Source organism: Schauerella aestuarii (assembly GCF_009866805.1).
GTDB lineage: Bacteria > Pseudomonadota > Gammaproteobacteria > Burkholderiales > Burkholderiaceae_B > Schauerella > Schauerella aestuarii.
Map to the genome: position 1 here is coordinate 731,306 of NZ_SIZW01000041.1, position 25,188 is coordinate 756,493.

24 protein-coding genes and 1 tRNA gene are annotated in these 25,188 nt (G+C 62.5%); 13 read left to right on the forward strand and 12 right to left on the reverse strand.

What is annotated here, in order from left to right:
- Window positions 1-132: 132 nt before the first annotated feature.
- Both EYW45_RS14235 and rpe read right to left on the reverse strand, forming a co-directional pair.
- The gene (locus EYW45_RS14235) at window positions 133-828 is read right to left on the reverse strand and encodes a phosphoglycolate phosphatase (RefSeq protein WP_328703641.1); all 696 of its coding nucleotides are present in this window, start codon (window positions 826-828) and stop codon (window positions 133-135) included.
- Window positions 829-895: 67 nt separating this feature from the next.
- A complete protein-coding gene (gene rpe, locus EYW45_RS14240) occupies window positions 896-1,606 on the reverse strand; it encodes a ribulose-phosphate 3-epimerase (protein ID WP_161136045.1) in 711 nt (236 codons plus the stop codon).
- 72 nt (window positions 1,607-1,678) lie between these two features.
- On the opposite strand from rpe, the gene apaG reads away from it, so the two are divergent.
- The 6 genes from apaG (at window position 1,679) to EYW45_RS14270 (ending at window position 7,002) form a co-directional block, all read left to right on the forward strand.
- Complete coding sequence (apaG, locus tag EYW45_RS14245; protein ID WP_161136046.1) at window positions 1,679-2,053, forward strand: Co2+/Mg2+ efflux protein ApaG; 375 nt, start codon at window positions 1,679-1,681, stop codon at window positions 2,051-2,053.
- Between the two features lie 29 nt (window positions 2,054-2,082).
- Entirely contained in the window at window positions 2,083-3,387 is a 1,305-nt protein-coding gene (gene mltA / locus EYW45_RS14250) for a murein transglycosylase A (protein ID WP_161136047.1), read from the forward strand.
- On the forward strand, window positions 3,384-4,553 hold the full coding sequence (locus EYW45_RS14255; protein ID WP_161136048.1) for an FAD-dependent monooxygenase: 1,170 nt from the start codon (window positions 3,384-3,386) through the stop codon (window positions 4,551-4,553). The genes mltA and EYW45_RS14255 overlap by 4 nt, the downstream gene beginning before the upstream one ends.
- A gap of 68 nt (window positions 4,554-4,621) precedes the next feature.
- Complete coding sequence (locus EYW45_RS14260) at window positions 4,622-5,497, forward strand: DsbC family protein (protein ID WP_407924920.1); 876 nt, start codon at window positions 4,622-4,624, stop codon at window positions 5,495-5,497.
- A gap of 141 nt (window positions 5,498-5,638) precedes the next feature.
- Window positions 5,639-6,592 carry a D-2-hydroxyacid dehydrogenase family protein gene (locus EYW45_RS14265; protein WP_161136049.1) on the forward strand — a complete coding sequence of 318 codons (954 nt, stop codon included), beginning with the start codon at window positions 5,639-5,641 and terminating at the stop codon, window positions 6,590-6,592.
- A 5-nt stretch (window positions 6,593-6,597) separates the two neighbouring features.
- Window positions 6,598-7,002, forward strand: coding sequence for a YybH family protein (locus tag EYW45_RS14270; protein ID WP_161136050.1), 405 nt, complete (start codon window positions 6,598-6,600; stop codon window positions 7,000-7,002).
- A 97-nt stretch (window positions 7,003-7,099) separates the two neighbouring features.
- On the opposite strand, the gene mdoH is transcribed toward EYW45_RS14270, so the two are convergent.
- From mdoH to EYW45_RS14305, 7 genes are all read right to left on the reverse strand, one after another.
- Window positions 7,100-9,616, reverse strand: a complete 2,517-nt coding sequence (mdoH, locus tag EYW45_RS14275; protein ID WP_161136051.1) for a glucans biosynthesis glucosyltransferase MdoH — start codon at window positions 9,614-9,616, stop codon at window positions 7,100-7,102.
- Window positions 9,597-11,117, reverse strand: a complete 1,521-nt coding sequence (locus EYW45_RS14280; RefSeq protein ID WP_161136052.1) for a glucan biosynthesis protein G — start codon at window positions 11,115-11,117, stop codon at window positions 9,597-9,599. Before EYW45_RS14280 ends, mdoH begins: the two co-directional genes overlap by 20 nt.
- A gap of 146 nt (window positions 11,118-11,263) precedes the next feature.
- Entirely contained in the window at window positions 11,264-12,145 is an 882-nt protein-coding gene (locus EYW45_RS14285; RefSeq protein WP_161136053.1) for an alpha/beta fold hydrolase, read from the reverse strand.
- Between the two features lie 219 nt (window positions 12,146-12,364).
- Window positions 12,365-13,873: an N-acyl-D-amino-acid deacylase family protein gene (locus tag EYW45_RS14290; RefSeq protein ID WP_161136054.1), complete on the reverse strand. Its 1,509-nt coding sequence runs from the start codon at window positions 13,871-13,873 to the stop codon at window positions 12,365-12,367.
- Window positions 13,874-13,904: 31 nt separating this feature from the next.
- A complete protein-coding gene (locus tag EYW45_RS14295) occupies window positions 13,905-14,810 on the reverse strand; it encodes a LysR family transcriptional regulator (protein WP_161136055.1) in 906 nt (301 codons plus the stop codon).
- Complete coding sequence (gene cuyB / locus EYW45_RS14300) at window positions 14,810-15,559, reverse strand: cysteate racemase (RefSeq protein WP_161136056.1); 750 nt, start codon at window positions 15,557-15,559, stop codon at window positions 14,810-14,812. The genes EYW45_RS14295 and cuyB overlap by 1 nt, the downstream gene beginning before the upstream one ends.
- Window positions 15,560-15,737: 178 nt before the next feature.
- Window positions 15,738-15,813, reverse strand: a tRNA-Phe gene (locus EYW45_RS14305).
- A gap of 183 nt (window positions 15,814-15,996) precedes the next feature.
- Between EYW45_RS14305 and hemA the strand changes: the two genes are divergently transcribed.
- The 6 genes from hemA (at window position 15,997) to ttcA (ending at window position 21,283) form a co-directional block, all read left to right on the forward strand.
- Window positions 15,997-17,271 carry a glutamyl-tRNA reductase gene (gene hemA, locus EYW45_RS14310; protein ID WP_161136057.1) on the forward strand — a complete coding sequence of 425 codons (1,275 nt, stop codon included), beginning with the start codon at window positions 15,997-15,999 and terminating at the stop codon, window positions 17,269-17,271.
- Window positions 17,272-17,364: 93 nt separating this feature from the next.
- A complete protein-coding gene (prfA, locus tag EYW45_RS14315; protein WP_161136058.1) occupies window positions 17,365-18,447 on the forward strand; it encodes a peptide chain release factor 1 in 1,083 nt (360 codons plus the stop codon).
- 5 nt (window positions 18,448-18,452) lie between these two features.
- Window positions 18,453-19,361 carry a peptide chain release factor N(5)-glutamine methyltransferase gene (gene prmC, locus EYW45_RS14320; protein ID WP_161136059.1) on the forward strand — a complete coding sequence of 303 codons (909 nt, stop codon included), beginning with the start codon at window positions 18,453-18,455 and terminating at the stop codon, window positions 19,359-19,361.
- A 30-nt stretch (window positions 19,362-19,391) separates the two neighbouring features.
- The gene (gene grxD, locus EYW45_RS14325; protein WP_161136060.1) at window positions 19,392-19,718 is read left to right on the forward strand and encodes a Grx4 family monothiol glutaredoxin; all 327 of its coding nucleotides are present in this window, start codon (window positions 19,392-19,394) and stop codon (window positions 19,716-19,718) included.
- Window positions 19,718-20,305: a UbiX family flavin prenyltransferase gene (locus EYW45_RS14330; protein WP_161136061.1), complete on the forward strand. Its 588-nt coding sequence runs from the start codon at window positions 19,718-19,720 to the stop codon at window positions 20,303-20,305. The genes grxD and EYW45_RS14330 overlap by 1 nt, the downstream gene beginning before the upstream one ends.
- An 18-nt stretch (window positions 20,306-20,323) precedes the next feature.
- A complete protein-coding gene (gene ttcA, locus EYW45_RS14335) occupies window positions 20,324-21,283 on the forward strand; it encodes a tRNA 2-thiocytidine(32) synthetase TtcA (protein WP_161136062.1) in 960 nt (319 codons plus the stop codon).
- Window positions 21,284-21,338: 55 nt separating this feature from the next.
- On the opposite strand, the gene EYW45_RS14340 is transcribed toward ttcA, so the two are convergent.
- A complete protein-coding gene (locus tag EYW45_RS14340) occupies window positions 21,339-21,902 on the reverse strand; it encodes an NADPH-dependent FMN reductase (protein ID WP_161136063.1) in 564 nt (187 codons plus the stop codon).
- Between the two features lie 51 nt (window positions 21,903-21,953).
- Entirely contained in the window at window positions 21,954-22,322 is a 369-nt protein-coding gene (folB, locus tag EYW45_RS14345) for a dihydroneopterin aldolase (protein ID WP_161136064.1), read from the reverse strand.
- 131 nt (window positions 22,323-22,453) lie between these two features.
- Between folB and EYW45_RS14350 the strand changes: the two genes are divergently transcribed.
- Window positions 22,454-23,371: an NAD(P)/FAD-dependent oxidoreductase gene (locus tag EYW45_RS14350; protein WP_328703632.1), complete on the forward strand. Its 918-nt coding sequence runs from the start codon at window positions 22,454-22,456 to the stop codon at window positions 23,369-23,371.
- Here EYW45_RS14350 and EYW45_RS14355 read toward each other — a convergent pair.
- Window positions 23,368-25,170: a M61 family metallopeptidase gene (locus tag EYW45_RS14355; protein ID WP_161136066.1), complete on the reverse strand. Its 1,803-nt coding sequence runs from the start codon at window positions 25,168-25,170 to the stop codon at window positions 23,368-23,370. The two genes, EYW45_RS14350 and EYW45_RS14355, sit on opposite strands and share 4 nt — an antisense overlap.
- Window positions 25,171-25,188: the final 18 nt, after the last annotated feature.

The window sequence follows — 25,188 nt, forward strand, 5'->3', positions numbered from 1 at the left end:
AGCGCCAATAGGCGCCGGAAGACATTTGAATCGGGTACGAAAGCAACATGGTCGGGTTTGGGTCGACGTTATCAAAAAGGGTTGCGGTTGATGGTTATCGCGATCGATCGATAAAACACGATCGCTTGACCTTCAATTCGGCGACGAGACTTGCGCCTCGGTCTGACTCGCGATCCATTGGGCCGCGTCGATCAGGCTGCTCACTATACCATCGACTTTCAGCGTGCGCACGTCATGACCTTCGTTGTAGCCGTAGGGCACGACCAGCACACGCGCCCCGGCTGCCTGGCCGGCCTGCACGTCGTTGATGGAGTCGCCGATCGCGACGGCTTGCGCGGGTGCCACGCCCAGCTGCTCGCAGGCGTACAGCATCGGCAGCGGATCGGGCTTCTTGCGCGCGCAGGTATCGCCGCACACGACCGTATCGAAAAAGCCGGCCAGGCCGGTGCGTTGCAAGAGCGGCAACGTGAACTCGGTGGGCTTGTTGGTGACCACGGCCAGTTTCAATCCCAGCGCGCGCATGGCCTTCAGGCCGTCGATCACGCCGTCGTAAACGGTCGACTTGTCGCCATTGACCAGGTGGTAATTGCGGAAGAACGATTCGCGCGCGGCGGCGAACTGGTCTGGGTCCGATTCCACATCGTCCAGTTGCCCGGCAAGGGTGCGGCGAATGAGATTCTCGACGCCTTTGCCCACGAAGGTTTCGATCACGGCTTCGCGCAGCGGCGTCATACCCATGTCGATGCGCATGGCGTTGGCAGCGTGCGCCAGATCGGGAATCGAATCCAGCAGCGTGCCGTCCAGATCGATCAGTGCCGCCGTGATCACGGTGAGCGTTGCGCCGGCCGTGACGGGCGGTGCGGTGGGGCGGGGGGGAGCGCTACGCGCCTCGCGGTCAAATGGCAACGGTTTCGCCTTTTTTGATTTGTTCGCGCAGGGCATCGATCACCTGCTTGTAATCGGGTTTGCCGAAAATTGCCGATCCGGCCACAAACGTATCGGCGCCGGCAGCACGAATTTCAGCGATGTTGTCGACCTTCACGCCACCGTCCACCTGCAAGGCGATGGGCTGGCCGCCCGCTTGCACCCAGGCGTCGATGCGACGGCGCGCGTCGCGCAGCTTCGCCAACGTGGAAGGAATGAAACTCTGGCCGCCAAAGCCGGGGTTGACCGACATCAGCAGAATCACGTCCACCTTGTCCATCACATGATCCAGGAACGACAGCGGCGTGGCGGGGTTGAACACGAGCCCGGACTTGCAACCGCTATCGCGGATCAGGCCCAGCGAGCGATCGATGTGGCGCGAGGCTTCGGGGTGAAACGTGATGATGTTGGCGCCGGCCTGGGCAAACTGAGGAATGATGGCATCCACCGGTTCGACCATCAGGTGCACGTCGATCGGCACATTCACATGCGGACGGATCGCGGCGCATACCATCGGACCAATCGTAAGGTTGGGAACGTAATGGTTGTCCATCACGTCGAAGTGAATCCAGTCGGCGCCTGCGGCCACGACATTTTTGACTTCTTCACCCAGGCGGGCGAAGTCGGCGGACAGGATGCTGGGAGCGATGCGCGTGGTGGGCGCCAGAGAGGAATCGGACATGATCGACGGCTTTTCGGGTGGCAAAATGTGCCATCATTGTAGTCATTCCAACCCCGTATCCAGGACTCGGTCTTGAAACCTTATGAATTGACCGTCACGGTTGCGCCGCAGTATGTGCCGGACCAATCCGATCCCGGCGAGCGTCAGTACGTGTTCGCTTACACCGTGCGCATCACCAATACGGGCGAGCATCCGGCTCAAGTCATCAGCCGTCACTGGATCATCACCGATGGCAATGAGCGTGAGCAGGAGGTGCGGGGGCTGGGCGTCGTGGGTCAGCAGCCGTTGCTGGCGCCGGGCGAAACGTTCGAATACACCAGCGGCTGTCCGCTGCCTACGCCGGTGGGCACCATGCGTGGCACGTACCACTGCGTGGGCGAGAACGGCATTCCGTTTGAAACCACCATCTCCGAGTTTGTGCTGGCGATGCCGCGCACCCTGCATTGACGCGCTGCGTCCCCGATTTTCAGATGCCCATGAAACGTCTTTTTTGTATCAGCTTCCTTACGGCGCTGCTCGCCGCCTGCTCGACCACCGTCCCGCCCGAACCCGGCATCGCGCCTGAAGGTACGCCGCCCGCGCCGGATAGTCCTGCAGCCGATACGCCTTTGCGTGTGCCGGCGCTGACCGCCTTGCCCGACTCCGCCGCGCGCACCTTGGCCGGCCGTTTTCAGCGCGCGAATTTCGCCGAAATGCCCGGTTGGGACGATGACAATCTGTCCGATACCTGGGCGTTGTTTCTCCGAAACTGCAAAGGCTTGATGCGCCCGACCGGCGGCAGCCTCACCACGCCCGCGCGCGCCACACCGCGCGCGTGGCAACCGTTTTGTGCGGCGGCCATCGATCCGGCGCGTGCGCCCGCCGCCGGCGACGCGGCCGGCATCCGCCGCTTCGTGCAAACGTATCTGCAACCCTGGCGCTTGAACGGCGGCGACGGCAAACCCGCGGCCAACACCGTCACCGGCTATTACGAGCCTCTGGTGCGCGGATCGCGCCGCCAGGGCGGCAACTATCAATGGCCGTTGTATACGCCACCGGCCGATCTGTTGACGATCGATCTGGGCGGCATCTATCCCGAATTGGCGGGCAAGCGGGTGCGCGGCAAGCTCGACGGCAAACGCGTCGTGCCGTACGACACGCGTGCCGCGCTCGAACGCTCCGGCAAGCGTCCGCCGGCGATCGTGTACATCGACGATCCTGTCGACGCCTTCTTCCTGCAGATCCAGGGATCGGGCCGCGTGCTGCTCACGTCGGGCCCCGATTCGGGCAGCACGATTCGCGTGGCCTACGCCGATCACAATGGCCAGCCGTATGCCTCGATCGGCAAGTGGTTGGCCGATCAGGGCGAGTTGCCGCTGGCGCAGGCGTCGATGCAGAACATCCGCGCGTGGGCGCAGCGCAATCCCAAGCGCGTGCCTGAAATGCTCAACGCCAATCCGGCCGTGGTGTTCTTCCGCGAAGAGCCCGTCATCGATCCCAATCAAGGTCCCAAGGGCGCGTACGGCATTGCGCTCGCGCCGCAACGCTCGATCGCGGTGGATACGACGTTCGTGCCGCTGGGCACGCCCGTGTTCCTCTCCACCACGCAGCCGGCGTCCACGCAGCCGCTTTCGCGGCTCGTGTTCGCGCAGGACACCGGCGCGGCCATCAAGGGCGCCGCCCGTGCCGACTTCTATTGGGGGTATGGCGATGCGGCAGGGGAAATGGCTGGGCGCATGAAACAGCGCGGCCAGATGTGGGTGTTGTGGCCCAAGCAGGCCGGCGAGCCGAGCGCGCGATGACTTCCCCCATCGTCGTTTGCGGCGCCGGCATCGCCGGCATGGCGACCGCCCTGGCGCTGGCGCAGCGCAAGCAGGCAGTAACGCTGCTGGCACCGCATGCCACGATTCCGGCGGCGGCTGCCGATGCCATCGATGCACGGGTGTATGCGATTTCGCCGGCGAGCCGGGCGTTTCTGCAGCGTTTGCATGTGTGGGACGCCTTGCCCGACGCGCGCTACATGCGGGTCGAAGGCATGGATGTGTACGGCGACAAGTTCGGCCGCGTGGCATTGGATGCGTGGCAAGCCGCGCAGGCGGATATGGCCTGGATCGTCGAATCGCGCGAAATCGAACGCGTGCTGGCGCAAGCGTTGCGGCTGGCGGGCGTCACCTGGATCGACGACCGCTGCGCCGGGTTGGGCGATCGTGGGGTCACGACTGAAAAGGGGGCTGCGATCGCGGCCGACCTGATTGTGGGTGCCGATGGTGCACAGTCGCCAGTGCGGCGCTTTGCGCGCATGACGCACCGCTCGCGCAGCTATGGCGATACCGGTGTGATCGTGCATCTGGATGCCGGTGTGGCGCATCAAGGCCGCGCCTGCCAGTGGTTTTTGGGCGACAGCGTGCTGGGCCTGCTGCCTTTGCCGGATACCGTGCGCGGACCGCAGGTGTCGATGGTCTGGTCGATGGCCACGCCACGCGCGCAAGCCTTGCTCGCGCTCAGCCCTGAGGCCCAGCGGGACGCGGTTTCGGCGCAATTGGCGGCCGTCACGCGCAATCGACTGGGAACCTTAATGCCCAACGGTCCGTTGCATGGCTTTCCGCTGTTTGTGGAGCAGGGCGAGATGATTGCGCCAGGCGTCGCGCTGGTGGGCGACGCTGCCCATCGTGTGCACCCGCTGGCCGGGCAGGGTCTGAATCTGGGCTTGGGCGACGTCGAGGCGTTGGCCGAAATCGTGGCCGCAAGATCGCCGATGCAATCGGCAGGCGATCTGCAGGTGCTGCGCCGATACCGGCGGGCGCGCGCCGAACCGGTTGCGGCCATGCGGTTGGCCACGGATGGCTTGTACCAATTGTTTGCCACCTCGTTGCCTCCGGTAGCGTGGTTGCGGAATGCAGGAATGCGCGCAGTGAATGCGATGCCGGCGATCAAGCGTCGTCTGATCGATAGCGCGTCGGGCAAGTAAAACGGATCGGGGCGATCGACTGTTGGCACCACGCCAATATCGCGCCGCACGATCGAGAGGAGAGAATCATGATGGGTTTCAAACAGTCGTTGCTGGCCGTCGCGGTCGCCATCGGCGCGCTGGGCGCCGTGGGGGGCTCCGCTGGTGCGGCATCGATCGGCACCGGAACGATGGGTGCCAACGTCAATACCGACAACCCGCCCAATGCGGCCGGTAAAGCGGCCACCACCGGCACGACGTCGATCGGCACGAACGATGTCGGCCGTCCCAACCCCGGACAGAAGAGCGTGTCGACCACCGATCTGGCGCCCGATCCGGTTTCGGACGGCGTGCGGCAGCGGTTCATGCAGCGCTTTTCCGGCATGCCCGTCACGGCCGTTCACCGTACCCCTTATGGATTGTTCGAAATCCAGTTGGGCATGGATCTGGTCTACACCGATGAAGGCGTGAACTGGGTAATGGAAGGGCCGCTGATCGATGCCACCACCCGCCAGGATGTGACGCAGGCGCGGCAAGAGCAGTTGGGCAGGATCTCCTTCGACCAGTTGCCGCTCGATCTGGCCATCAAGCAGGTCAAGGGCAACGGCGCGCGCCGTGTCGCCATTTTCGAAGATCCCAACTGCGGCTACTGCAAGCAGTTGCGCAAAACGATGGAAGACGTGAGCGACGTCACAATCTATACCTTTCTTTATCCCATTCTCGCCCCCGACTCACGTGTGAAGTCGCGCGACGTGTGGTGCGCCAAGGATCCTGGCAAGACCTGGGATGCCTGGATGCTCAACGGCAAGACGCCGCCCACGGCACAATGCGCGGATCCGTCCGACAAGGTGCTGGCGTTCGGGAAGCAATTGATGATTCAGGGCACGCCCACGTTGTTCTTCGCCGATGGCACGCGCATCAGCGGCGCACTGCCCTTGGAGATGCTGCAAGCGCGATTGAAGTAGATCGCGCGACGTTGCACACATTGAATATTGAATATTGAAGTTGAACGTTGACGTTGAATACTGAAGTTGAATGGCGCGCTTCGATGGCGCCCTAATCCCCTTGCCTACCGCCGGTAGATCGACACCACGCAGGAGCAACACATGAAGATTGCCATTCTGGACGACTATCACGGTGTGGCTGAAACCTACGCCGATTGGAAAACGCTCAGGTCCGAGGTCACCACGTTCCAGCACTACCTGCCTGAAGGTCCGGATCGCGATGCGGCATTGAAGCCCTTCGACGTCATCATCGCCATGCGCGAACGCACGCCCTTCCCGGCGTCGCAGATCGCCGCGCTGCCCAATCTCAAGCTGCTGGTGACCACTGGCCTGCGCAACAACGCGATCGATCTTGCAGCCTGCGAGGCGCAGGGCATCACGGTCTGCGGCGCGCCCGGCAGCGCCGATGGCACGTATGCCACTTCCGAACTCGCCTGGACCTTGCTGCTGGCGCTGTTCAAGAACCTGCCGCATGAAAACGAATCGATGCGGCGGGGCCAGTGGCAAACGCGCATGCCGCTGCCCCTGGCAGGCAAACGGCTTGGCGTGGTGGGCTTGGGCAAGCTTGGCGCGGCAACGGCGCGTGTGGGTTTGGCATTCGGCATGGACGTGGTGGCATGGAGCACAAACCTCACGGACGAGAAGGCGGCTGAGATCGGCGTGAAGCGCGTCGAGAAGCAAGAACTCTTTGCCACGTCGGATGCGGTCAGCGTGCACCTGATTCTCAGCGCGCGCTCGCGTCACATTGTGGATGCCGCAGCCATCGACGCGATGAAGCCGGGCGCATTCTTTGTGAATACATCCCGCGCGGGGCTGGTCGATAACGACGCGTTGTTGCGGGCACTGAAAGATCACAAGATCGGTGGCGCTGGTCTGGATGTGTTCGATCAGGAGCCGCTCCCCGCCGACGATCCGATTCGCACGCTCGACAACGTCGTGCTTACGCCGCATCTGGGGTACGTGAGCGAAAGCAATTTCCGCGCGTTCTATGAGAACGCGGTAGCCGCCGTACAAGCATGGCAGGACGGCAAACCGATCAAGGTGCTGGGTAAATAATCGCAATGGATGCCGTACTGCAGGAACTCAAACACATCATTCAGGCGTGCGATCGCGCCATCACGGCCGAAGATTTCGACACCTTGATGACCTACTACGCCGACGATGCCACGCTGGTGGTCAAGCCCGGCATGCATGTCACCGGCCGTGCGCAGATTCGCCGTGCATTCGTTGCCATCGCCGAGTACTTCAAGCACAGCATGGTCGTCACGCAAGGTGAGATGAAGGTGGTGGAGAGTGGCGATACGGCGTTGGTGCTGATGCAGACGATGTTGCAGACCAAAGGCGATGACGGCCAGCCCGTGACGACCGAGCGGCGCGCCACGTACGTGTTTCGCAAAGCGTCCGCGGGCCAGTGGTTGTGCGTGATCGACAACTCCTACGGCACCGACCTCATCGACGCAGTTTGAGGATATCCACACATTGCAGGCCAAAAAAAAGCCGATCGCAGCGATCGGCTTTTTTTCATCTGGCGTGCCGGCATCGGATCGCCGGTATGACGGATGGTCAAATCGCCAGCACACCCTCGCCAAACGGCCTATCCGTGCGCAGCGTGCGTTGCCGCAGCGCTTCGGCTTCTTCCGATGGCTCTTGCCACATGCGGGCATGCAGACGCGAGAGCGCGATGGGGTCGTTCAACAAGCGCAGCTTTTGCGGCTCGGTAAGCTGGACCAGTCCGCGAGAAACCGCATCGTCCACCACGGCCTGGCGTTGCGCCTCGTTCAGGGGGTTGAACATGTGGCGCGACGTGGCCATGGCGCAGGCCAGTGCGTTGGTGACCGGATCGGCCACCGCGTCTTCAAACGTGGGCGTGTGCGTCGCCGAGCGATTGATGGCGGCGTAGCGGCGCGTGGCGGCGAGCTCGGTGGGCGGCTGCGTTTCTTCCGGGATACGAAACAGACGCATCAGATACGAGCGCCGTCCCAATCCCACTCGGCTCGAATACACCGATAGCGGAATGATCAGGAACAGGGCCAGCAAAATCGGCGCCATCCACAGCAAGAAGATCGGATCGAGCCATGCCACAAGCGCGGTCCAGGCGATGCCCAGCAGCGTCTGACCACCGTGACGACGAATGGCATCGCCCCAAGTCGTTTCGTTATTGTCACGCGCGGGCGAAACCCATTTGGCCGACAACCCCAGGAATGCCGACAGCACGAAGCGGGTGTGAAACAGCATGCGCACGGGCGCGAGCAGCATCGAAAACAGCACTTCCAGCACCAGACTCACGCCCATGCGTTTGCGCCCGCCATATAGACGCGTGGCCTTGGTGCCTTGCGCCCACGTGAGCATCACGCCGAGCAGCTTCGGCAGGAAGAGCAGCACGAAGGTGGTGGAAAACAGCGCCACGGCTTTCTCGGGATGCCACTGCGGCCAGATCGGGAAGAGCTGATTCGGCTCGACGAAATATTGCGGTTCGGTCAGCGTGTGTACACCCAAAAGCGCGGTAGACAGGATGAGGAACAGGAACCACAGCGGTGCCGACAGATACGACATCACCCCGGTGAGGAACACCGCGCGGTGAACCGGGTGAAAGCCATTGATCAGGAACAGCCGGAAGTTCATCAGGTTGCCGTGGCACCAGCGCTGGTCGCGTTGCAACTCGTCCAGCAGGTTGGGCGGCAGTTCCTCGAAGCTGCCCGGCAGGTCGTACGCGATCCAGACGCCCCAGCCTGCACGGCGCATCAGCGCCGCTTCGACGAAGTCGTGCGAGAGGATGGCGCCGGCAAACGAGCCGCGTCCGGGCAGGGGTGCCAGCACGCAATGACGCATGAAGGGCTCGAGCCGGATGATGGCGTTGTGGCCCCAGTAGTGCGACTCGCCCAACTGCCAGTAGTGCATGCCGGCGGTAAAGAGCGGGCCGTACACGCGCGATGCAAACTGCTGCAGCCGCGCGTAGAGACTGTCCATGCCGCTGGCTTGCGGCGCGCTCTGAATGATGCCGGCATCGGGGCTGGCTTCCATCAAGCGAACCAGCTGCTTCAAGCAGGCGCCGCTCATCACGCTATCGGCGTCCAGCACCACCATGTATTTGTAGTTGGCGCCCCAGCGACGGCAAAAATCGTCGATGTTGCCGCTCTTGCGCTTCACGCGCCGGCGCCGCAGGCGATAGAAGATGCGGCCGAAACCGTTCACCGTGCGGCACAGATCGAGCCAGGCCTTTTGCTCGGCAACGCAGATATCTGCCTTGTAGCTATCGCTCAGAATGAAGATATCGAAGCGATCGAGCGAATCGGTCTGCGCCAACGATTCATAGGTCGCGCGCAGTCCGGCAAACACCCGGGCCACATCCTCATTACAGATGGGCATGACGATGGCCGTGCGCGCGTTGGCGTCCACGGGGCCGTCTTCCACGCTGCGGGCCGAGATGCTGTAGCGGTCGCGGCCGATCAGCAATTGCAGAAAGCCCATCATGGCCGTCCAGAACCCGGCCGATACCCACAGAAAAAGCAGTGCAAACAAAAGCAGGATGGCGATTTCAAGCCATTGCGTGCCCTGGTAGGGCAGCACGGATTTCATCGTCAATGTGGCGAACACGGTTTGTACCGTGATGGCCACCAGAAGCACAAAGCGCCGGCGGCTGCCGGCCGCGCGCCAACTGGAATCTTCCTGGTCGGTATGCGCGCGACCCGGGCGGCTCTTGTGCGTGACGCGGTTGCGCAACCGGCGCCAGCCGCGCACGACCGGATTGGTCGTCCAGGGCTCGGGCGACATTGCGGTGCGGTTGAGCGGGGGAGCGACGCGCAGACGTGCGTCGCCAGTGGTGCCGTCGGTATCCAGGCCCGCCTCGCGCGCCAGTCCATCGCCGAACGCCAGGCGCAGGCGCTCTTTGGTGGAGGCGGCTACAGGGTCCTGGCCAGGCGTCTCGGCCAATGCGCGATGCATGGCCTCGATGGGATCCTGGCCGCGGGCAGTCGCGTTATCCACTTCCTGCATGACAAGCTCGAGCTGCTGTGCAGGCAGGGGAAGACGCCCAAGATAGTCTCGGGCGCTTTCCGCGGGATCATTTCGGTTGAGTTTCATTGACCGGGATCCGGTACGTCCATGTTTCGGTGAGCGGGGTCTGGCCGTCGGTCAACGACGCGCGCATTTCCACGGGTTTGGCGGGGTCCTTCACCTTGACGCGCACGGTCAGGCGACGGCCTTGCGTCACTTCATTGGGGCGCACATTGACTTCCATCACTTCGGCGTTGGCGTCGGCCCAGAACTGCGCCTGAACTTGCTTGTCGGCCGGCAGGTCCTTGAGGGAGGGACCCACGAAATCGATGATGTAGGCAATGCTGCCGTCCCAACGGCGGATCAGATCGGGACCTTTCACTTCTTCGCGCGAGCGGCGCGTCTGTTGCACCCAGGCCAACGGCGTCTTGTGGGTATTGGCCTCTTTGATCGTCCACGTCATGCGGTAGTCCACATTGAGCGGCTCACCCGGATTGGGCTGCTGATCGGGTACCCAGAAGGCCACGATGTTGTCGTTGGTTTCATCGCCCGTGGGGATTTCGACCAGTTGCACGCTGCCCTTGCCCCAATCGCCCTGAGGTTCGATCCACAGGCTGGGACGCTTCTCGTAGCGGTCGTCGAGATCCTCATAGCGGCTGAACGAGCGGGCGCGCTGCAGCAAACCGAAGCCCTTGGGGTTTTCGGCGCCGAATGCGCTCACCGCCAACTTCTTCGGATTGTTCAACGGGCGCCAGATCCATTCGTCGTTGCCGGTGTGCATCGCCAAGCCGTCCGAATCATGCAATTCGGGACGATAGTTCGGCGTGGGCCACGGCTGGTTCGACCCATACAGATACATGCTGGTCAGCGGCGCAACGCCCAGGCGGTCGACCTTCTCGCGCAGGTAGATTTGCGATTTCACGTCGACGACGGTGTCATCCTCGGGCTTGATCGTAAAGCGATAGGCGCCCGTGGCGCGGCGCGAATCCAGCAACGCGTAGATCACCAGATTGCGGTCTTCCGCGCCCGGCTTCTCGATCCAGAACTGCGTGAAGCGCGGGAACTCTTCGCCCGACGGCAGTGCCGTATCGATGGCCAGGCCGCGGGCCGACAGACCATAGATATGGTTCTTGCCGATCACGCGAAAGTAGCTTGCGCCCAGAAACGTGGTGAGCTCGTCGTTCGGCTTCTTTTCCGAATTGACGGGATACAGCACCTTGAACCCGGCAAAGCCCAGATTCTTCAGGGCAGCCTGATCCAGCTTCAACGAGCCGTACGTGAAGTCATCCGGGTTGAAGGGGATTTCGTGAACACCCTTGGCATCGACTTCGTTGATCTTCACCGGCACGTCGAAGTGCATGCCCTGATGATAGAAACTCAACTTGTAGCGCGTGTTGGCTTCGTTCCAGTGCAGGCGATCGTCGCGATAGCGCACTTCCTGATAGCCGGCGTATTTCAGCGCCTTGAGTTCATCGGGCAGATTCGATTGCGGGGCTTCGTATTTCTTCTTCGACGATTCGGCCGCCAGTTTGGCCACGTCGTCAAAGGAGAATGCGCTGGCCAGCCCTGGAGCGAGGAGGGCGGTCAATGTTGCGGCGCAAAAGAATCGGGCAAAGCGAAACGATCCGGATGTTTGATATTTAGCGAGCACGTAAATCCCCGTAGCTTTCGGCTGTGAAAGCAGATTTGTTCAACATTCTTGCACAGTGTGGAAACAGAAGTGCCAGGGACCCCTTATCCCTGTCCCTCATTTTGGTATGCGATGTGATCTGGCGTCAGTTTATCGCCACATCCCAGCCAGGTCTGCAACAGGAAGTTGACAGCTTCGGCTTGTTCGAACTGAACCCAGTGGCCGGCGCCTTCAACGATGCGATAGTCGGTCTGCGGCATCTCGGCCGCGAGCGCCGGGGCGATTCTGGCCGGATCGGCAGTCACGTCGTGTTCGCCCCATATTAATAAAGTGGGTCCGCCATAAGCCTTCAAGGCCTCGGCGAGTCCCCCGCCTTGCGAGAGATTCTTACTGCGAAAACGCGTGTGTTGGCACGACAAAAGATGGACGCGCGTGGCCAGATCGTCGACGGCTTTTGACGACGACAGCATGAATACGCTCAAGTTATGCCGCATTGCAGCGTCGAGTTCCGCATCGGTGGCCGCCTCACGCCAGTTCACCATCGGTTCGGCCTGGCGGCGGGGCGATGCGTGCCCACCCGGCCCGAGCAAGGCAAGCCGTTCGACCGGACGCGTGGCAGCCAGGTGGGCGGCGACCAATCCGCCGAAGGAGAAACCGGCCAAGGATATTCGCGTGCGCGGGCCAACCAATTGATTGAGTGTTTTGCCCAGAAACGTGACCAAGGTGTCGAGGGTGTCGCCATCGGGCAGATCGGAGTCGCCGTAGCCCGGCATGTTGGGCACCCACACGGTGTGCCTGGCCGCAAGACTTTCGATATTGCGTACCCAATGCATCCAACTGCCGTGCCCCCCATGCAAGAGCACCAGTGGGGCACCATTGCCGAAACGCCGCCATTGGACGGTTTTGCCTTCGTGCGTCACCGCGTGGCGGGTGGCTCGGGCGTCGAGTACGGCGATCTGCTGTTGTGCGGCAAGGGAATTCGGCATCGATGCGATAAAACGGGACGGTCGATAACGGGACGAGAGGCTACCATTTTCCGCCGTTCTGCCTCGCGAAGAAGCACAAAATTCTTTCCTTTGGGTACCCAAACCAGAAAATGTTGCAACTTTGCTGCGTTGGGTGTCGATACGGGCGACTATTCGCCGCAATGCGAAGGTTTTGTGGCGGTTGTGTGCCTGATGTGTCCGGGCGTCAGGTTGGCATTGTCAGCCGGCAGCGCTCATCGGCGTCGAACGCTGTAGCACGCGGCCTGGAACCAGACCGCTTTTACCGGTCTTGCCATCCCACACCGGTTGCCCATTGACCCAGACCTGTTCGATGCCGGTGCTCACCTGGATCGGCGCTTCGAATGTAGCGTTGTCCGCCACGCGCTCGGCATCGAGCAGGACAAGATCGGCGAAATAGCCGGCCTGCAGCAGGCCGCGCTGGGCGATGCCGTAATTACGGGCCGCCAGACCGGTCATCTTGTGAATGGCGGCTTCGAGTGTCATCACCTGCGATTCACGCACCAGTTTGCGCAGCACTTGGGTGAACGTGCCCCATTGCCGCGGATGGGGATGAGGATCGAACGGCAAGCCGTCGGATCCCACCATGGCGAGCGGATGCGTGATGATGCGTTCCACGTCGCGTTCGTCCATCAGAAAATAGATGGCGCCGGCGGGTGCGAGGCGTTTGAGCGCAGCCTCGTCGTCCAGGGCCAATTCGGCCATGACGTCGCTGAAGTCTCTTCCGGTGGCGGCGGGATAGCCTTTCGACCAGGTGATCATCGTACGGCGCGAGATGCGCACGCGATCCAGCCGCAGCATGGTCGACGTGGCGGGGTAGGGATGGCAGTCGAGGCACACGGGCTGGCGGGCGGCTGCCTGTTCGATCAGGGCCAGCGTTTCTTTCGAGCGGCCATGGTTTTTTTCGCCCGCCAATTTGTGGTGCGAGAACACGACGAGGGCATTCAGGGCGCGGCCGATCGTCAGTGCCTCTTCCATGGCATCGACGATCAGATCGGCTTCGTCGCGCAGGTGGGTGGCATACACGCCGGCATATTCGCGCAGCGGCGCGCCGACGGCGATGATCTCGTCCGTGGTGGCGTGTGCGGCGGGGGGGTAGAACGTACCCGTCGACAGGCCGAAGGCACCCGCGTGCATGGCGTCATCGAGCAGCGCACGCATGCGCGCGATTTCGTTCTCGTCCGCCGGCCGGTCCAGGTCTGCCATGCATTCGACCCGCAGGGTGGTGTGCCCTACCAGGGGAATGACGTTCGTGGCCGCAGGCGTGGCGCGCAGTGCGGCCAACCAGCCCGCAAAGGAATCAAAGCGAAAGAGTGCAGGGGGCCCCAAAAGATCGAGGGGCTGCGGGATGTCGCGTGGGGAAAGGGGGGCGAGGCTGATGCCGCAGTTGCCGGTCACGACCGTGGTAATGCCTTGGGACACCTTTGGCGTCATGTCCGGATGGGCCAGCAGATAACCATCGTCGTGCGTATGGGAGTCGATGAACCCCGGCGCGATGACCAGGCCGGTGGCATCGATGATGTGCGCATCGGACGGCGCATCGAGCGTACCGATGGCGGCGATGCGGTCGCCTTGCACGAACACGTCGGCGCGAAAGGGTGGGGCGCCCGATCCGTCGACCACCATCCCACCGCTCAATATGAAGCTGTTCGCCTCGAGGTTCACGTGCGGCAATGCGGGTGCATGTTGAACTGGCTTGCGTTCTGGCATCGTCCCTACCTTTTCGGTGGTGCGGTAAGCGTTAAGGGTGCGGATTGTCCTGGCTGGCCACGATCCCGGCCCACAGCCGGTTCAGGGCCAGCGCGCCATTGGTTCGATCGCGATAAGCCACCAGCGATAGGGTCATGGACCACTTTTCGTCGCCCAGGGGGGTAAGCAGATCGCCTTTCTGAATCGCCGTGCAGTCCGGGAGCCAAGCAACACCTTGGCCCGACACCGCCACATTGGCCAGCACATCGGCCATGTCGCTTTCGAACACGCCCTGGCCGACCAGGGGCTCCGGCGCGCTTTGCGCTATCAGGTCGACCATGCGGCCCAGGTACGTGCCGGCCGAATACATCAGGAGCGGCGCGGGCGGCTTGCCGCGCACCTTGGTCAACGACCAGTACTCGGCACGATCGGTGGCCACATAGGGCCGCAGGCGTTCGGTGCCGATCACCAGCCGGTCGAAACGGTCGGTGTCGAGATGAATCGGTTGCTGGGCATGATGAAAGCAAAGCAGGACATCGGCTTCGCCTGCCGCCAGCGACGTCACGGTGTCGTGCACATTGCCCGGAACGGCTTGGCAACTCAGCGAGCGGCCGTTCGACCACGTCGCCCACCAGGTTGGCAAGCGTCCCAGCGCCAGCGCGTGCGGCAAGGCGATGCGCACCTTGTCTCGCCGGGAGAGTGAGGGATCGGTCAGGCCCGCCTTGGCCTCCAGCAGCTTTTCAAGAATCTCAGCAGCCTGGCCGCGAAACTGTTCCCCTTCGGGCGTGAGCCGGGTGGGAAACACGCTGCGATCGATCAGCGCCACTCCCAGCCAGGCCTCCAGGGCCTGAATGCGCCGACTGAATGCGGTCTGCGACGTGTGCCGCTCCATGGCGGACCGGGTGAAATTGCCCAGTTCCGCAACCGTCAAAAAGTCTTGCAGCCAGCGCATATCCATCAGGCAGCAGCCTCCATTTCAGGCAGCGGGTGATCCGCAACACGGCCACTCACCGACGCCACGACGCACGCTCGGGCGAGCGCGTCCGTGCAGTCTACTGCCGATGCGCCCATCATCTCGCGTGTGAGCACCACCGGCAACTCGGTGCAGGCAAGCAGGACACGTTCGGCGCCTTGCGCAAAAAGCCGTGCGGCCGCGCGCTGGGCGCTCTCGCGGCCCAGGGCGATGTTGCCGGCCTTCACCGACCAGATCGCGGTATCGATCATTTCTTGCTCGGCCTCGTCCGGCACGATGAATTCGTCGACCTGATGTTCGAGACGCGACTGGTACATCCGCGTGCCAACGGTGCCGCGCGTGCTCATCAGCGCCACCCGCCCGGGAGGCTGGCCCCCGGCAGTGAGGGCGTCGGCGGTGGCTTGCGCAATATGAAGGATCGGCACGCGCGCTGCAGCGGCCAGCCGCTCATGCCAGAAGTGCGCGGTATTGCAGGGGATGGCGATGTAGTCCGCGCCTGCGGCTTCCAGCTTGTGCAGGCCATCGAGCAGCCAGGCGAACGGTTCGTCGGTGCCGGCGCGAATGGCCGTCGAGCGATCGGGGATTTGCGGAATGCAATGCACCAGCATCGGCACATGCTCCTGATCGCAGGCGGCAGAGGTGTGGGCGACGATCTTGGCCATGAAGTCGATCGTGGCGGCAGGGCCCATGCCGCCCAGGATGCCGATGCATCCATATTGATTGGGAGTATTCATGGGCAAAGCATGCCCCAGCGTGTCGCGCATGCCCAATGCAAAATACGCATTGCCTGCGACGGCCCAGCCGCGCAAGAGAAGATGACGAACAACGCAAAAGCGGCGGACGAAAAAAAGCCCCCGGTGAAGGAGGCTTTTTCGACTGCGTTGCTGGATCGGCAATCCAGCAAAAATACTTTGGTGGCCCGGGGCGGAATCGAACCACCGACACAAGGATTTTCAATCCTCTGCTCTACCGACTGAGCTACCGGGCCAACGAGAGAGCCGCATATTACACAAAAAATTGAAGTCGTGCACGCAACGCAGCAAAAAGATCACGCTTTCTGCGTCGTACCGGGGTACGACCGGGACGGATCGGGCCTCAAGCGCTATACTTTAAGTCTAACTTCGTTGCAATCCCTGTTTACGCGTGAACCACGCTGTGTGCAGCACTTACGATGTCGATTGATGTCCTGACCTTCGGTTTGAACCACACGTCTGCGCCCGTTTCGGTGCGCGAGCGGGTGTCCATGCCCGTCGATCTGATCAAGCCGGCCATCGAGGGATTACGCGCGGCCTTCGGCGGTGCGGTACGCGAAGCGGCCATTCTCTCTACCTGTAATCGCACCGAGGTGTACTGTGCGGCCGAGCCGCAAGTCGCCGAGCAATTGCCCGCGTGGCTGGCCGATTACAACAAGATCGAGGCTGGCGCGCTGCAGCCCCATTTGTACCGTCACCAGCAAGGCGATGCCGTGCGTCATGCGTTTCGCGTGGCCAGCGGCCTCGATTCCATGGTGTTGGGCGAGCCGCAGATTCTGGGTCAGATGAAAGACGCCGTCCGCACCGCGGGCGAGGCGGGTTCGTTGGGCACGCTGTTGCATCAGCTCTTCCAGCGCACGTTCTCGGTCGCGAAGGAAGTGCGCTCGCAAACGTCGATCGGCGCGCATTCGGTATCGATGGCTGCGGCGGCGGTGCGTTTGGCCGAGCGGGTGTTTGGCGACATGAGCCAGACGCGTCTGCTCTTCATCGGCGCCGGCGAAATGATCGAGCTCTGTGCCACGCACTTTGCGGCGCAGAAGCCGCGCAGCATGGTGGTGGCCAACCGCACGCTGGCCCGCGCTGAAACGCTGGCCGATCGCTTTTCCGCCCAGACCATGAAGTTGGCCGATCTACCCGATCGTCTGGCCGACTTCGACGTGATCGTCTCCTGTACGGCCAGCTCCTTGCCCATCCTCGGCCTGGGGATGGTCGAGCGGGCGACCAAGCTGCGCCGGCACCGCCCCATCGTCATGGTGGATCTGGCCGTGCCGCGCGACATCGAGCCCGAAGTGGGCCGCCTGGACGACATTTATCTGTATTCGGTCGACGATCTCGGCAAGTTCGTGCAAAGCGGCACCGATGCGCGTCGCGCAGCAGTGGTGCAAGCCGAAGCCATCATCGATACGCGGGTGGACAACTTCATGCACTGGATGCAGTCCCGTGCCGTGGTTCCCGTCATCCGCGATCTGCATCAGTCGGCCGAGGCCTTGCGGGTGCAGGAGCTCGATCGTGCCCGCCGCGCGCTGGCGCGGGGCGAGTCGCCCGAGGCCGTGATGGAGCAGTTGGCCCATGGGCTCACGCAGAAGTACCTGCATGGTCCGCTGGCGGCGCTCAACCGCAGCGAAGCCGGTGAGCGCGAGCAATTGCTGACCTGGGTGCCACGCCTTTTCCCGACCTCCGACTCGCGTCGGTAGCGGCGGTCGCGTCGCAGGTCGCGCGGGATCTTCGCGTGGCGCATCGTCTGGACGTCCTCCGTCCGGTCCTGTCTCCCTTCTGGTTTATTCGTTATGAAATCCTCCATGCGCAGCCGGCTCGAGCAATTGTCTCGCCGTCTGATCGAAGTCGACGCCTTGCTGGCCGATCCGGATGCGGCCAACGATATGGATCGTTTTCGCAAGTTGTCGCGTGAGCGCGCTGAACTCGATCCGGTGGTCGCCGCCTTCAGCACCTACACGCAAGCCGAAGACGATCTGTCGACCGCACAAGAGATGCTTGGCGACCCGGAAATGAAAAGCCTGGCCGAAGAAGAAATTCGTGCCTCGAAGGGCAAGCTCGAAACGTTGGGGGCCGATCTGCAGCGGTTGCTGTTGCCGCGCGATCCCAACGACGGGCGCAGTCTGTTTCTGGAAATCCGCGCCGGCACGGGCGGTGACGAGAGTGCGCTGTTTTCAGGCGATCTGCTGCGCATGTATTCGCGCTATGCCGAAAACCGCGGATGGAAGGTCGAGCTGATGTCGGAAAGTGCGTCGGAGCTGGGCGGCTACAAAGAAGTCATCGTGCGCGTGGATGGCGACGGCGCCTACGGCCGCTTGAAGTTCGAGTCGGGCGCGCACCGCGTGCAGCGGGTGCCAGCGACCGAAGCGCAGGGTCGAATCCACACCTCGGCGTGCACGGTGGCCGTGCTGCCCGAAGCGGATGCGGCGACCGAAATCGTGATCAATCCGTCGGATCTGCGCATCGACACGTTCCGTGCCAGCGGCGCGGGCGGCCAGCACATCAACAAAACCGATTCTGCCGTGCGCATCACGCACTTGCCCACGGGGTTGGTGGTGGAATGCCAGGACGATCGCTCGCAGCATCGCAACAAGGACAAGGCGCTGCAAGTATTGGCCGCGCGGTTGAAAGACGCCGAAATGCGCGAACGCCAAGGCAAGGAAGCCGCCGAGCGCAAATCACTGGTGGGCACGGGCGATCGCTCCGAGCGCATCCGCACATATAACTTTCCGCAGGGCCGTCTTACCGACCACCGCATCAACCTCACGCTCTACAAACTGGGGCAGATCATGGAAGGCGATCTCGAAGAGCTTACCGGCGCCCTGATTGCCGAGCACCAGGCCGAGTTGCTGGCGGCGTTGGGCGACGACGTCTGATCGCCATGACCGACCGCAAAGCGTTCTCGCCGCGCGCGCTTCAGGCGACAAGCGGTCTGCCGCGTCTGGAAGCGCGCATGTTGCTTGAAGCGGCGCTCGATAAACCACGCAGTTGGCTGCTGGCGCACGATACCGACCTGCTGCCCGACGCTGCAGTGCAGGCGTTTACCGCTGCCGCCGCCCGCCGGCTCGCAGGCGAACCCATGGCCTACATTCTGGGTTGGCGCGAGTTCATGGGCCACCGATTCCGCGTGACCCCCGACGTGCTCATTCCGCGTCCGGACACCGAGTTGCTGGTGGAAACGGCGATTGCCGAAGTCGAGGCTGCCGTCGCTCGCCGAGCGCCGTGCGCGGCTGAGCCCGGCAACGCAACACCGGGCACGGCCCAACACGCCACCACGTGGCCATCAGACCGCGTTTCCGTGCTGGATCTGGGCACCGGCAGTGGTGCCATCGCCGTCAGTGTGGCCCTGGCGTGCCCGCACGCGCAGATGGTTGCCGTCGACGAGAGTCCCGCCGCATTGGCCGTGGCGCGCGATAATGGTGCGGCGCTGGGGGCGGCCGTGGAGTGGCTCACCGGATCCTGGTTCGAGCCGCTGGCTGCCGAGCGCCGATTTGACGTTATCGTGTCGAACCCCCCTTACATTGCCGCCGACGATCCCCATCTGCAAGCGGGCGATCTGCGCTTCGAGCCGGCAGGCGCGCTGACGGATCATGCCTGCGGCATGGCCGATCTGATTCAGATCGTGGCCGGTGCCGTGTGGCGATTGAACCCGGGTGGCGCGTTATGGGTCGAACACGGTTGGACCCAGGCTGAGGCCGTGCGGTCGCTGCTTATTGAAAACGGTTTCTCCCGTGTGGAAAGCCGGCGCGATCTGGCTGGAATCGAGCGGATTTCCGGCGGATACCTATAATTGATTCATTCACCAGATTTCGAGGTCACCATGAGCGACGTTCAAACCTTTATCCGTGACACCGTCACGCAACATCCCGTCGTGCTGTTCATGAAGGGCACGGCACAATTTCCGCAGTGCGGCTTCTCCGGCAAGGCCATTCAGATCCTGAAGGGCAATGGCGTGAAGAAACTCGTCACCGTCAACGTGCTGGAAGATGACGATGTCCGTCAGGGCATCAAGGAATTCTCCAGCTGGCCGACCATTCCCCAACTGTATATCTCGGGCGAGTTCGTAGGCGGTTCGGACATCATGAATGAGATGAACGAAAGCGGCGAACTGAAAACGATGCTTGACGGTTCGGGCGCGACGGCCTGATGTCGCTGCCGGAAAAGGCGCCACCGACACGCCGGTTGGTGATCGGCATCACGGGGGCGACCGGCTCCATCTATGCGGTCCGCATGCTGCAGGTGCTGCGGGACGTGCCGGATGTGGAAACGCATGTGATCATCTCGTCGTCCGGCGTGCTGAATATCAAGCATGAGCTGGATATTTCGCGCCACGAGGTGCAGGCGTTGGCCGATCATGTACACAGCGTGCGTGATGTGGGGGCAACCCTGGCAAGCGGCGCCTTCGCAACCGCGGGCATGGTGATCGTGCCGTGCTCGATGCGCACATTGGCGGCCGTGGCGATCGGGCTGTCGGATAACCTGATCACGCGTGCGGCCGATGTCACGTTGAAAGAACGGCGGCGGCTGGTCATGCTGGTGCGCGAAACGCCGTTCAATCTTGCGCATCTACGCAATATGACGGCCGTCACCGAAATGGGCGGCATTATTTTTCCGCCGTTGCCGGCGTTTTACCATCGGCCTCGCACCATCGAAGAGATGGTCGATCACACCGTAAAACGTGTGCTTGAAATGTTCGAGATCGACGTGCCCGGTCCCACCTGGGAAGGGACTTAACGTGTTGTGTGATGGGTCATGAAAGCCTCGAATAATTTCAATCGTCTTGAAAACCGGCTTCAATCCGAAACCGGCAAAGCGATCGCGGCTTTCAACATGATTGAAGACGGCGACACCATCCTGGCGTGCATGAGTGGCGGTAAAGACTCCTACACGATGCTTGCGGTGCTGATGGCCTTGCAAAAGCGCGCGCCGGTCGATTTCAAGATCATCGCGATGAATCTCGATCAGAAGCACCCCGGTTTTCCGGAAGACGTGCTGCCCGATTATCTCGAAGCGGTGGGCGTGCCGTATCGCATCGTCGAGGCCGATACGCATGCGATCGTCAAAGAGAAAGTGCCTGAGGGCAAGACCACCTGTTCGCTATGCTCGCGGCTGCGCCGGGGCGTGATCTATCGCACCGCCAAGGAACTGGGGGCGAACAAGATCGCGCTGGGCCATCATCGCGACGATATCGTCGAAACGTTTTTCCTGAATATGTTTTTCGGCGGCAAGATGAAAGCCATGCCGCCCAAACTCGCCACCGACGATGGTGCGCATGTGGTGATCCGCCCGCTGGCGTTTTGCAAAGAGTCGGACATTGCGACGTACGCCCGTGGCAAAGCGTTTCCGATCATTCCCTGCAATCTGTGCGGCTCGCAGGAAAATCTGCAGCGCCAGAAAGTGAAGGAAATGCTGCATCAGTGGGAGCGCGAGACGCCAGGCCGCGTCGATAACGTATTTCGTGCGCTGTCCAATGTGGTGCCCTCGCATCTCGCCGACACCGATCTGTTCGACTTCAAAGGACTTGCGTCGGATCTGGCCACTGTCAGCGAAGATGCGCTGTTCGGCGACGCGACGTTTGCACCAACACCGCTGGTGTTCGCCGGCGGCACGGAAACGCGCATGTCATTCATTCGTCCCGAGGCGCGTCCCGCGCCGCCATCCGGACTGGCGCCGGAGACGACGCGTGCTGCAGGGCAGGAAGCCGCACGGTAAGCGACGCGCTATACGGCGAGTCGCACCGATGCGCCCTCCACAACCCGCATCGCATTTACTTCGCAGCCGCGTGGGTGGTCACCCACTTCTCGAACGTTGCGAGAATTTTCTCGAGGAACGGCTTGATCGAATCGGACAGCTCGCCTTGCTCATTGAAGAACGTGCCGGCATTGCTCAGATAGGCCTCGGGCTGCTGCATGCAAGGCATATCGAGAAACACCAACGACTGCCGCAAGTGATGATTGGCGCCGAAACCGCCGATTGCGCCGGGCGAGGAGCTGACCACGGCGGCCGGCTTGCCGCTGTACACGCTCTTGCCATAGGGGCGTGAGCCTACGTCGATCGCGTTCTTCAGTGCGCCGGGTACGGAACGGTTGTATTCCGGTGTGACGAACAGCACGGCATCGGCGGCACCCACGCTGTCGCGAAAGGCTTTGTAGGACGCGGGGCCGGGCGTGCCGTCGATATCCTCGTTGTAAAGCGGAAGGTCACCGATTTCGACGATGTCGAGCGACAACGAGGCGGGTGCCAGGCGTTTGAAGGCCAATGCGAGTTTGCGATTGATCGAGTCACGGCGCAAACTGCCCACGAGTACTGCAACCTTGTAAACCTTGCTCATAGCGCTTCCTTATGTGAGAGGGTCAGCGCAAATCCTAACCGATAGATGTGGTTATGAGGGTGAACGTGTGATGAAGGTTTCCACGCCCACCGCCGCGCAGTCGGAAAACGCCATCGGCTTGCTGATCCGGATGCGCACGGCGCGAATCTCGGAAAAATCCCGCATCAGCCGGTCCGCCACCTGCTCGGTCAACGTTTCAATCAAATTGACGTGTGCCTGCGTGCACTCTTCGACAATGGCCTCGCGAATCTGCCGGTAGTCGAGCACGGTATGAATGTCGTGATCGTCGACCTGCCGCTGAATGTCCACATCGATTTCTGCATCGATGTGCAGCGGCTGCGTGGCGCGTCGCTCATGCTCGAGAATGCCGATGCGCGCGTCGAGCGCCAGGCGATTGAAAATGATGCGGCGAGTAGGCATGGCAAAAACACCAGGAACGGAATGAGCGGGCATTGTAAGGCCGTGCGTGAAGGATTCCCTATCGATCGGCGGGGCTTGCCGGGAATGGGATGCGCGCGTCGCTACAATCGGAGCAGTATGAAGGAGTCCCGGTGAGCGATGTCGCCCCTCAAACCAATACGATTCACGACGCCATCATTGTGGGTGGCGGCCCTGCGGGCGCGTCTTGCGCCATTTGGCTCAAGCGGCTTGGCTTTGCGCCCCTCCTGATCGAAACGGCAGGTGCGTTGGGCGGCTTGGCGCGGGTCAACCCGTTTCAAGACGACTGGACGCCGCTGGTGCAAGGCGAGACGGGGCATGAAATCGCCGGGCGCATCGCGCGCGGCGTGGTCGACGCAGGCGTCGCGATGCGATTGCAGAGCGCCGTCAGCGCGGTCGAGCGGCGCGGCAGAACGTTCGAGGTGACCGTGCGCGACGCACAGGGCGTGACCCAAATCTTGCATGCCCATACGGTGGTCATTGCGTCGGGCGTGACCGCGCGCGGTCTGGATGGGGCAGGGCCCACGCCCGTGCCCGGCATCCTGGTCGGCCCCGGTTCGGACGTGGCCGATCGAGATTACCGCGGGCTGCGCGTGGCCATCCTTGGCGGTGGCGACAACGCGTTCGAGAACTATACGTTCGTGCGCGAGCGCGATCCGGCGGTGGTGCATCTCTACGCGCGGCATGTGCGTGCCCAACAGCAATGGATTGACCGCACGCGTCCCGAGGATGTGCGCATCGGGGCCTACGATGTCGATATCAATGCGCGGCGCGTGAATGGGTTGCCGTACGATCTACTGCTGGTCTTTTACGGCTGGGTGCCGCAAGTGCCTTATGCCGAGGGCCTGGGACTCGTGCGCGACGCGCGCGGCTTCGTGCGCACCGCCCGCGAAACGGCCGAAACCAGTGTCGAAGGGATCTACGCTATTGGCGAAGTCGCCCATCGCATGCATCCGTGCGTGGTGACGTCCCTGGCCGATGGCGTCGTGGCCGCGAAAGCGATTCAGGCGCGGCTCGAGCCGCGCCCTTAGGGGGAGGGGCCGTGGATGGGCGGCCTCCAGGCCGCCACCTGCGCCGTCAACTCACAGTCCAGAGCCACCGGTGCTGCGAGCTTCACACGAAAAGCGCGCAATTCGTCGCGACGGAACACATGCACCGTCAACGACGTGCCCGCTTTGTATCGCGCCAGCATCGCGTCCAGCGTGGTGCTCGTGTCCACCCGCAAGCCGTCGATGGCCACCAACACATCGCCGGCCGACAGGCTCGCACGGTGCGCCGCGCCGCCTTCCATCACCGTCGCCAATACCCACTGATCCTGTTGTTTGCGCACGCGCACATCCAGTGTGGGGGCGGGTGTGGTGGCTTTCCAGCGCACATTCACGCCATGCTCGGGCAGCAGGGTGTCGAGCGGCACATCGCTGCGGCCTTCCACATGCCGGGCGATGAAGCGCGTCGTATCCACGCCGGTGGCTTCCTTGATCAAGCCCGCCATGGCATCTTCGGGGATGCCCTGGCCCTGGCCCGTATAGAAGTCGCGGCCATAACGCGTCCACATCAGGCGCATCGCATCGTCCAGCGAGTGGCGGCCGCCTGATTCCTTGCGGATGGTCAGATCCAATCCCAGCGCGACCAGCGCACCTTTGGTGTAGTAACTCACCAAGGCATTGGGCGAATTCTCGTCTTGCTTGTAGTAGCGGGTCCAGGCATCGAAGGCACTTTCGGCAATCGATTGCTTGTGTCGGCCAGGTGTGCGTGCGACGCTGGTGATGGTCTTGCCCAGCATCTTCAAGTAGTGATCGCGCGAAATCACGCCGGATCGCAGCAAGAACAGGTCGTCGTAATACGAGGTAAAGCCTTCGAATACCCACAGCAGGCGCGTCAGGTCCGGCTGGCGCAGATTGTACGGAGCAAAGGCCGCCGGCTTGATGCGCTTGACGTTCCAGGTATGAAAATACTCGTGACTCACAAGACCGAGAAAGGTGCGATAGCCCTCATCCTGTCCGGGCAGTCCCAATACGGGCAGGTCTTTGCGGGACGCCATCAGTGCGGTCGACGCGCGGTGTTCCAGGCCGCCGTAGCTGTCGCCTGTGACCATCGTCATGAACACATACCGATCGCTGCTGTCGAGAAACGGCGCGCGCTTGCTGCGCGGTTCGAAAAACGCAATCTGTGCCTCGCAAATGCGCTGGGTATCGTCGGCAATGCGCACCAGATCCAGCTTGGGAACGACGCCCGTAAACACCATTTCGTGCAGGGCGCCGTGTGCTTCGAATTGCACGACCTGCGGCGTACCCATTTCGACCGGATGATCGATGAGGGCATCGTAGTTGGGCGCGCGGTACAGCCCAAACCCATGGCGGCGCGCGGCGCCGGACTGGCCGCGCGCTTCCGGCAGGCTGGTATAGACCTTCCACTCGGCGTGATCCGGCGGAACCAGATCGAGCAGGCAGGGCCGATCCGTTTGCCCGTGCACACTCAGGAACACGCTGGTGCCGTTGAAAAAGCCGTGCGACTCGTCCAGATGCGCACCGCGCACCGACAGATCCCAGGCGTACACGATGTACTCGACGGTCAATGGGCCTTCGCAGGGCGCGGCCTGCCAAGTGTGGTTGTCGACCTTGACGACGTTCACGCGCCGGGTGCCGCATCGCGCGGACAACGTTTCGACCTGGCGCGAGAAATCGCGGATCAGGTAGCTGCCCGGGATCCAGGCAGGCAGCGAGAGGTGTTGCCCCTGGGGGTCGGGGCGGGCCACTTCGAGTGTGATCCGAAAGCGGTGTCCGGCGACGTCGAAGGGTTCGAGGCGGTAAAGTAGGGCGGTATCGTTCATCGGCTTAGTTTACTTTCG

Coding starts and splice junctions, on each gene's coding strand:
- EYW45_RS14330 (WP_161136061.1), top strand. CDS start 19,718: ATGTCGCTGCCGGAAAAGGCGCCACCGACACGCCGGTTGGTGATCGGC.
- ttcA (WP_161136062.1), top strand. CDS start 20,324: ATGAAAGCCTCGAATAATTTCAATCGTCTTGAAAACCGGCTTCAATCC.
- EYW45_RS14285 (WP_161136053.1), bottom strand. CDS start 12,145: ATGCCGAATTCCCTTGCCGCACAACAGCAGATCGCCGTACTCGACGCC.
- hemA (WP_161136057.1), top strand. CDS start 15,997: ATGTCGATTGATGTCCTGACCTTCGGTTTGAACCACACGTCTGCGCCC.
- prmC (WP_161136059.1), top strand. CDS start 18,453: ATGACCGACCGCAAAGCGTTCTCGCCGCGCGCGCTTCAGGCGACAAGC.
- EYW45_RS14255 (WP_161136048.1), top strand. CDS start 3,384: ATGACTTCCCCCATCGTCGTTTGCGGCGCCGGCATCGCCGGCATGGCG.
- prfA (WP_161136058.1), top strand. CDS start 17,365: ATGAAATCCTCCATGCGCAGCCGGCTCGAGCAATTGTCTCGCCGTCTG.
- folB (WP_161136064.1), bottom strand. CDS start 22,322: ATGCCTACTCGCCGCATCATTTTCAATCGCCTGGCGCTCGACGCGCGC.
- EYW45_RS14265 (WP_161136049.1), top strand. CDS start 5,639: ATGAAGATTGCCATTCTGGACGACTATCACGGTGTGGCTGAAACCTAC.
- EYW45_RS14340 (WP_161136063.1), bottom strand. CDS start 21,902: ATGAGCAAGGTTTACAAGGTTGCAGTACTCGTGGGCAGTTTGCGCCGT.
- EYW45_RS14260 (WP_407924920.1), top strand. CDS start 4,622: ATGATGGGTTTCAAACAGTCGTTGCTGGCCGTCGCGGTCGCCATCGGC.
- cuyB (WP_161136056.1), bottom strand. CDS start 15,559: ATGAATACTCCCAATCAATATGGATGCATCGGCATCCTGGGCGGCATG.
- EYW45_RS14295 (WP_161136055.1), bottom strand. CDS start 14,810: ATGGATATGCGCTGGCTGCAAGACTTTTTGACGGTTGCGGAACTGGGC.
- rpe (WP_161136045.1), bottom strand. CDS start 1,606: ATGTCCGATTCCTCTCTGGCGCCCACCACGCGCATCGCTCCCAGCATC.
- EYW45_RS14355 (WP_161136066.1), bottom strand. CDS start 25,170: ATGAACGATACCGCCCTACTTTACCGCCTCGAACCCTTCGACGTCGCC.
- mltA (WP_161136047.1), top strand. CDS start 2,083: ATGAAACGTCTTTTTTGTATCAGCTTCCTTACGGCGCTGCTCGCCGCC.
- grxD (WP_161136060.1), top strand. CDS start 19,392: ATGAGCGACGTTCAAACCTTTATCCGTGACACCGTCACGCAACATCCC.
- EYW45_RS14270 (WP_161136050.1), top strand. CDS start 6,598: ATGGATGCCGTACTGCAGGAACTCAAACACATCATTCAGGCGTGCGAT.
- mdoH (WP_161136051.1), bottom strand. CDS start 9,616: ATGAAACTCAACCGAAATGATCCCGCGGAAAGCGCCCGAGACTATCTT.
- EYW45_RS14290 (WP_161136054.1), bottom strand. CDS start 13,873: ATGCCAGAACGCAAGCCAGTTCAACATGCACCCGCATTGCCGCACGTG.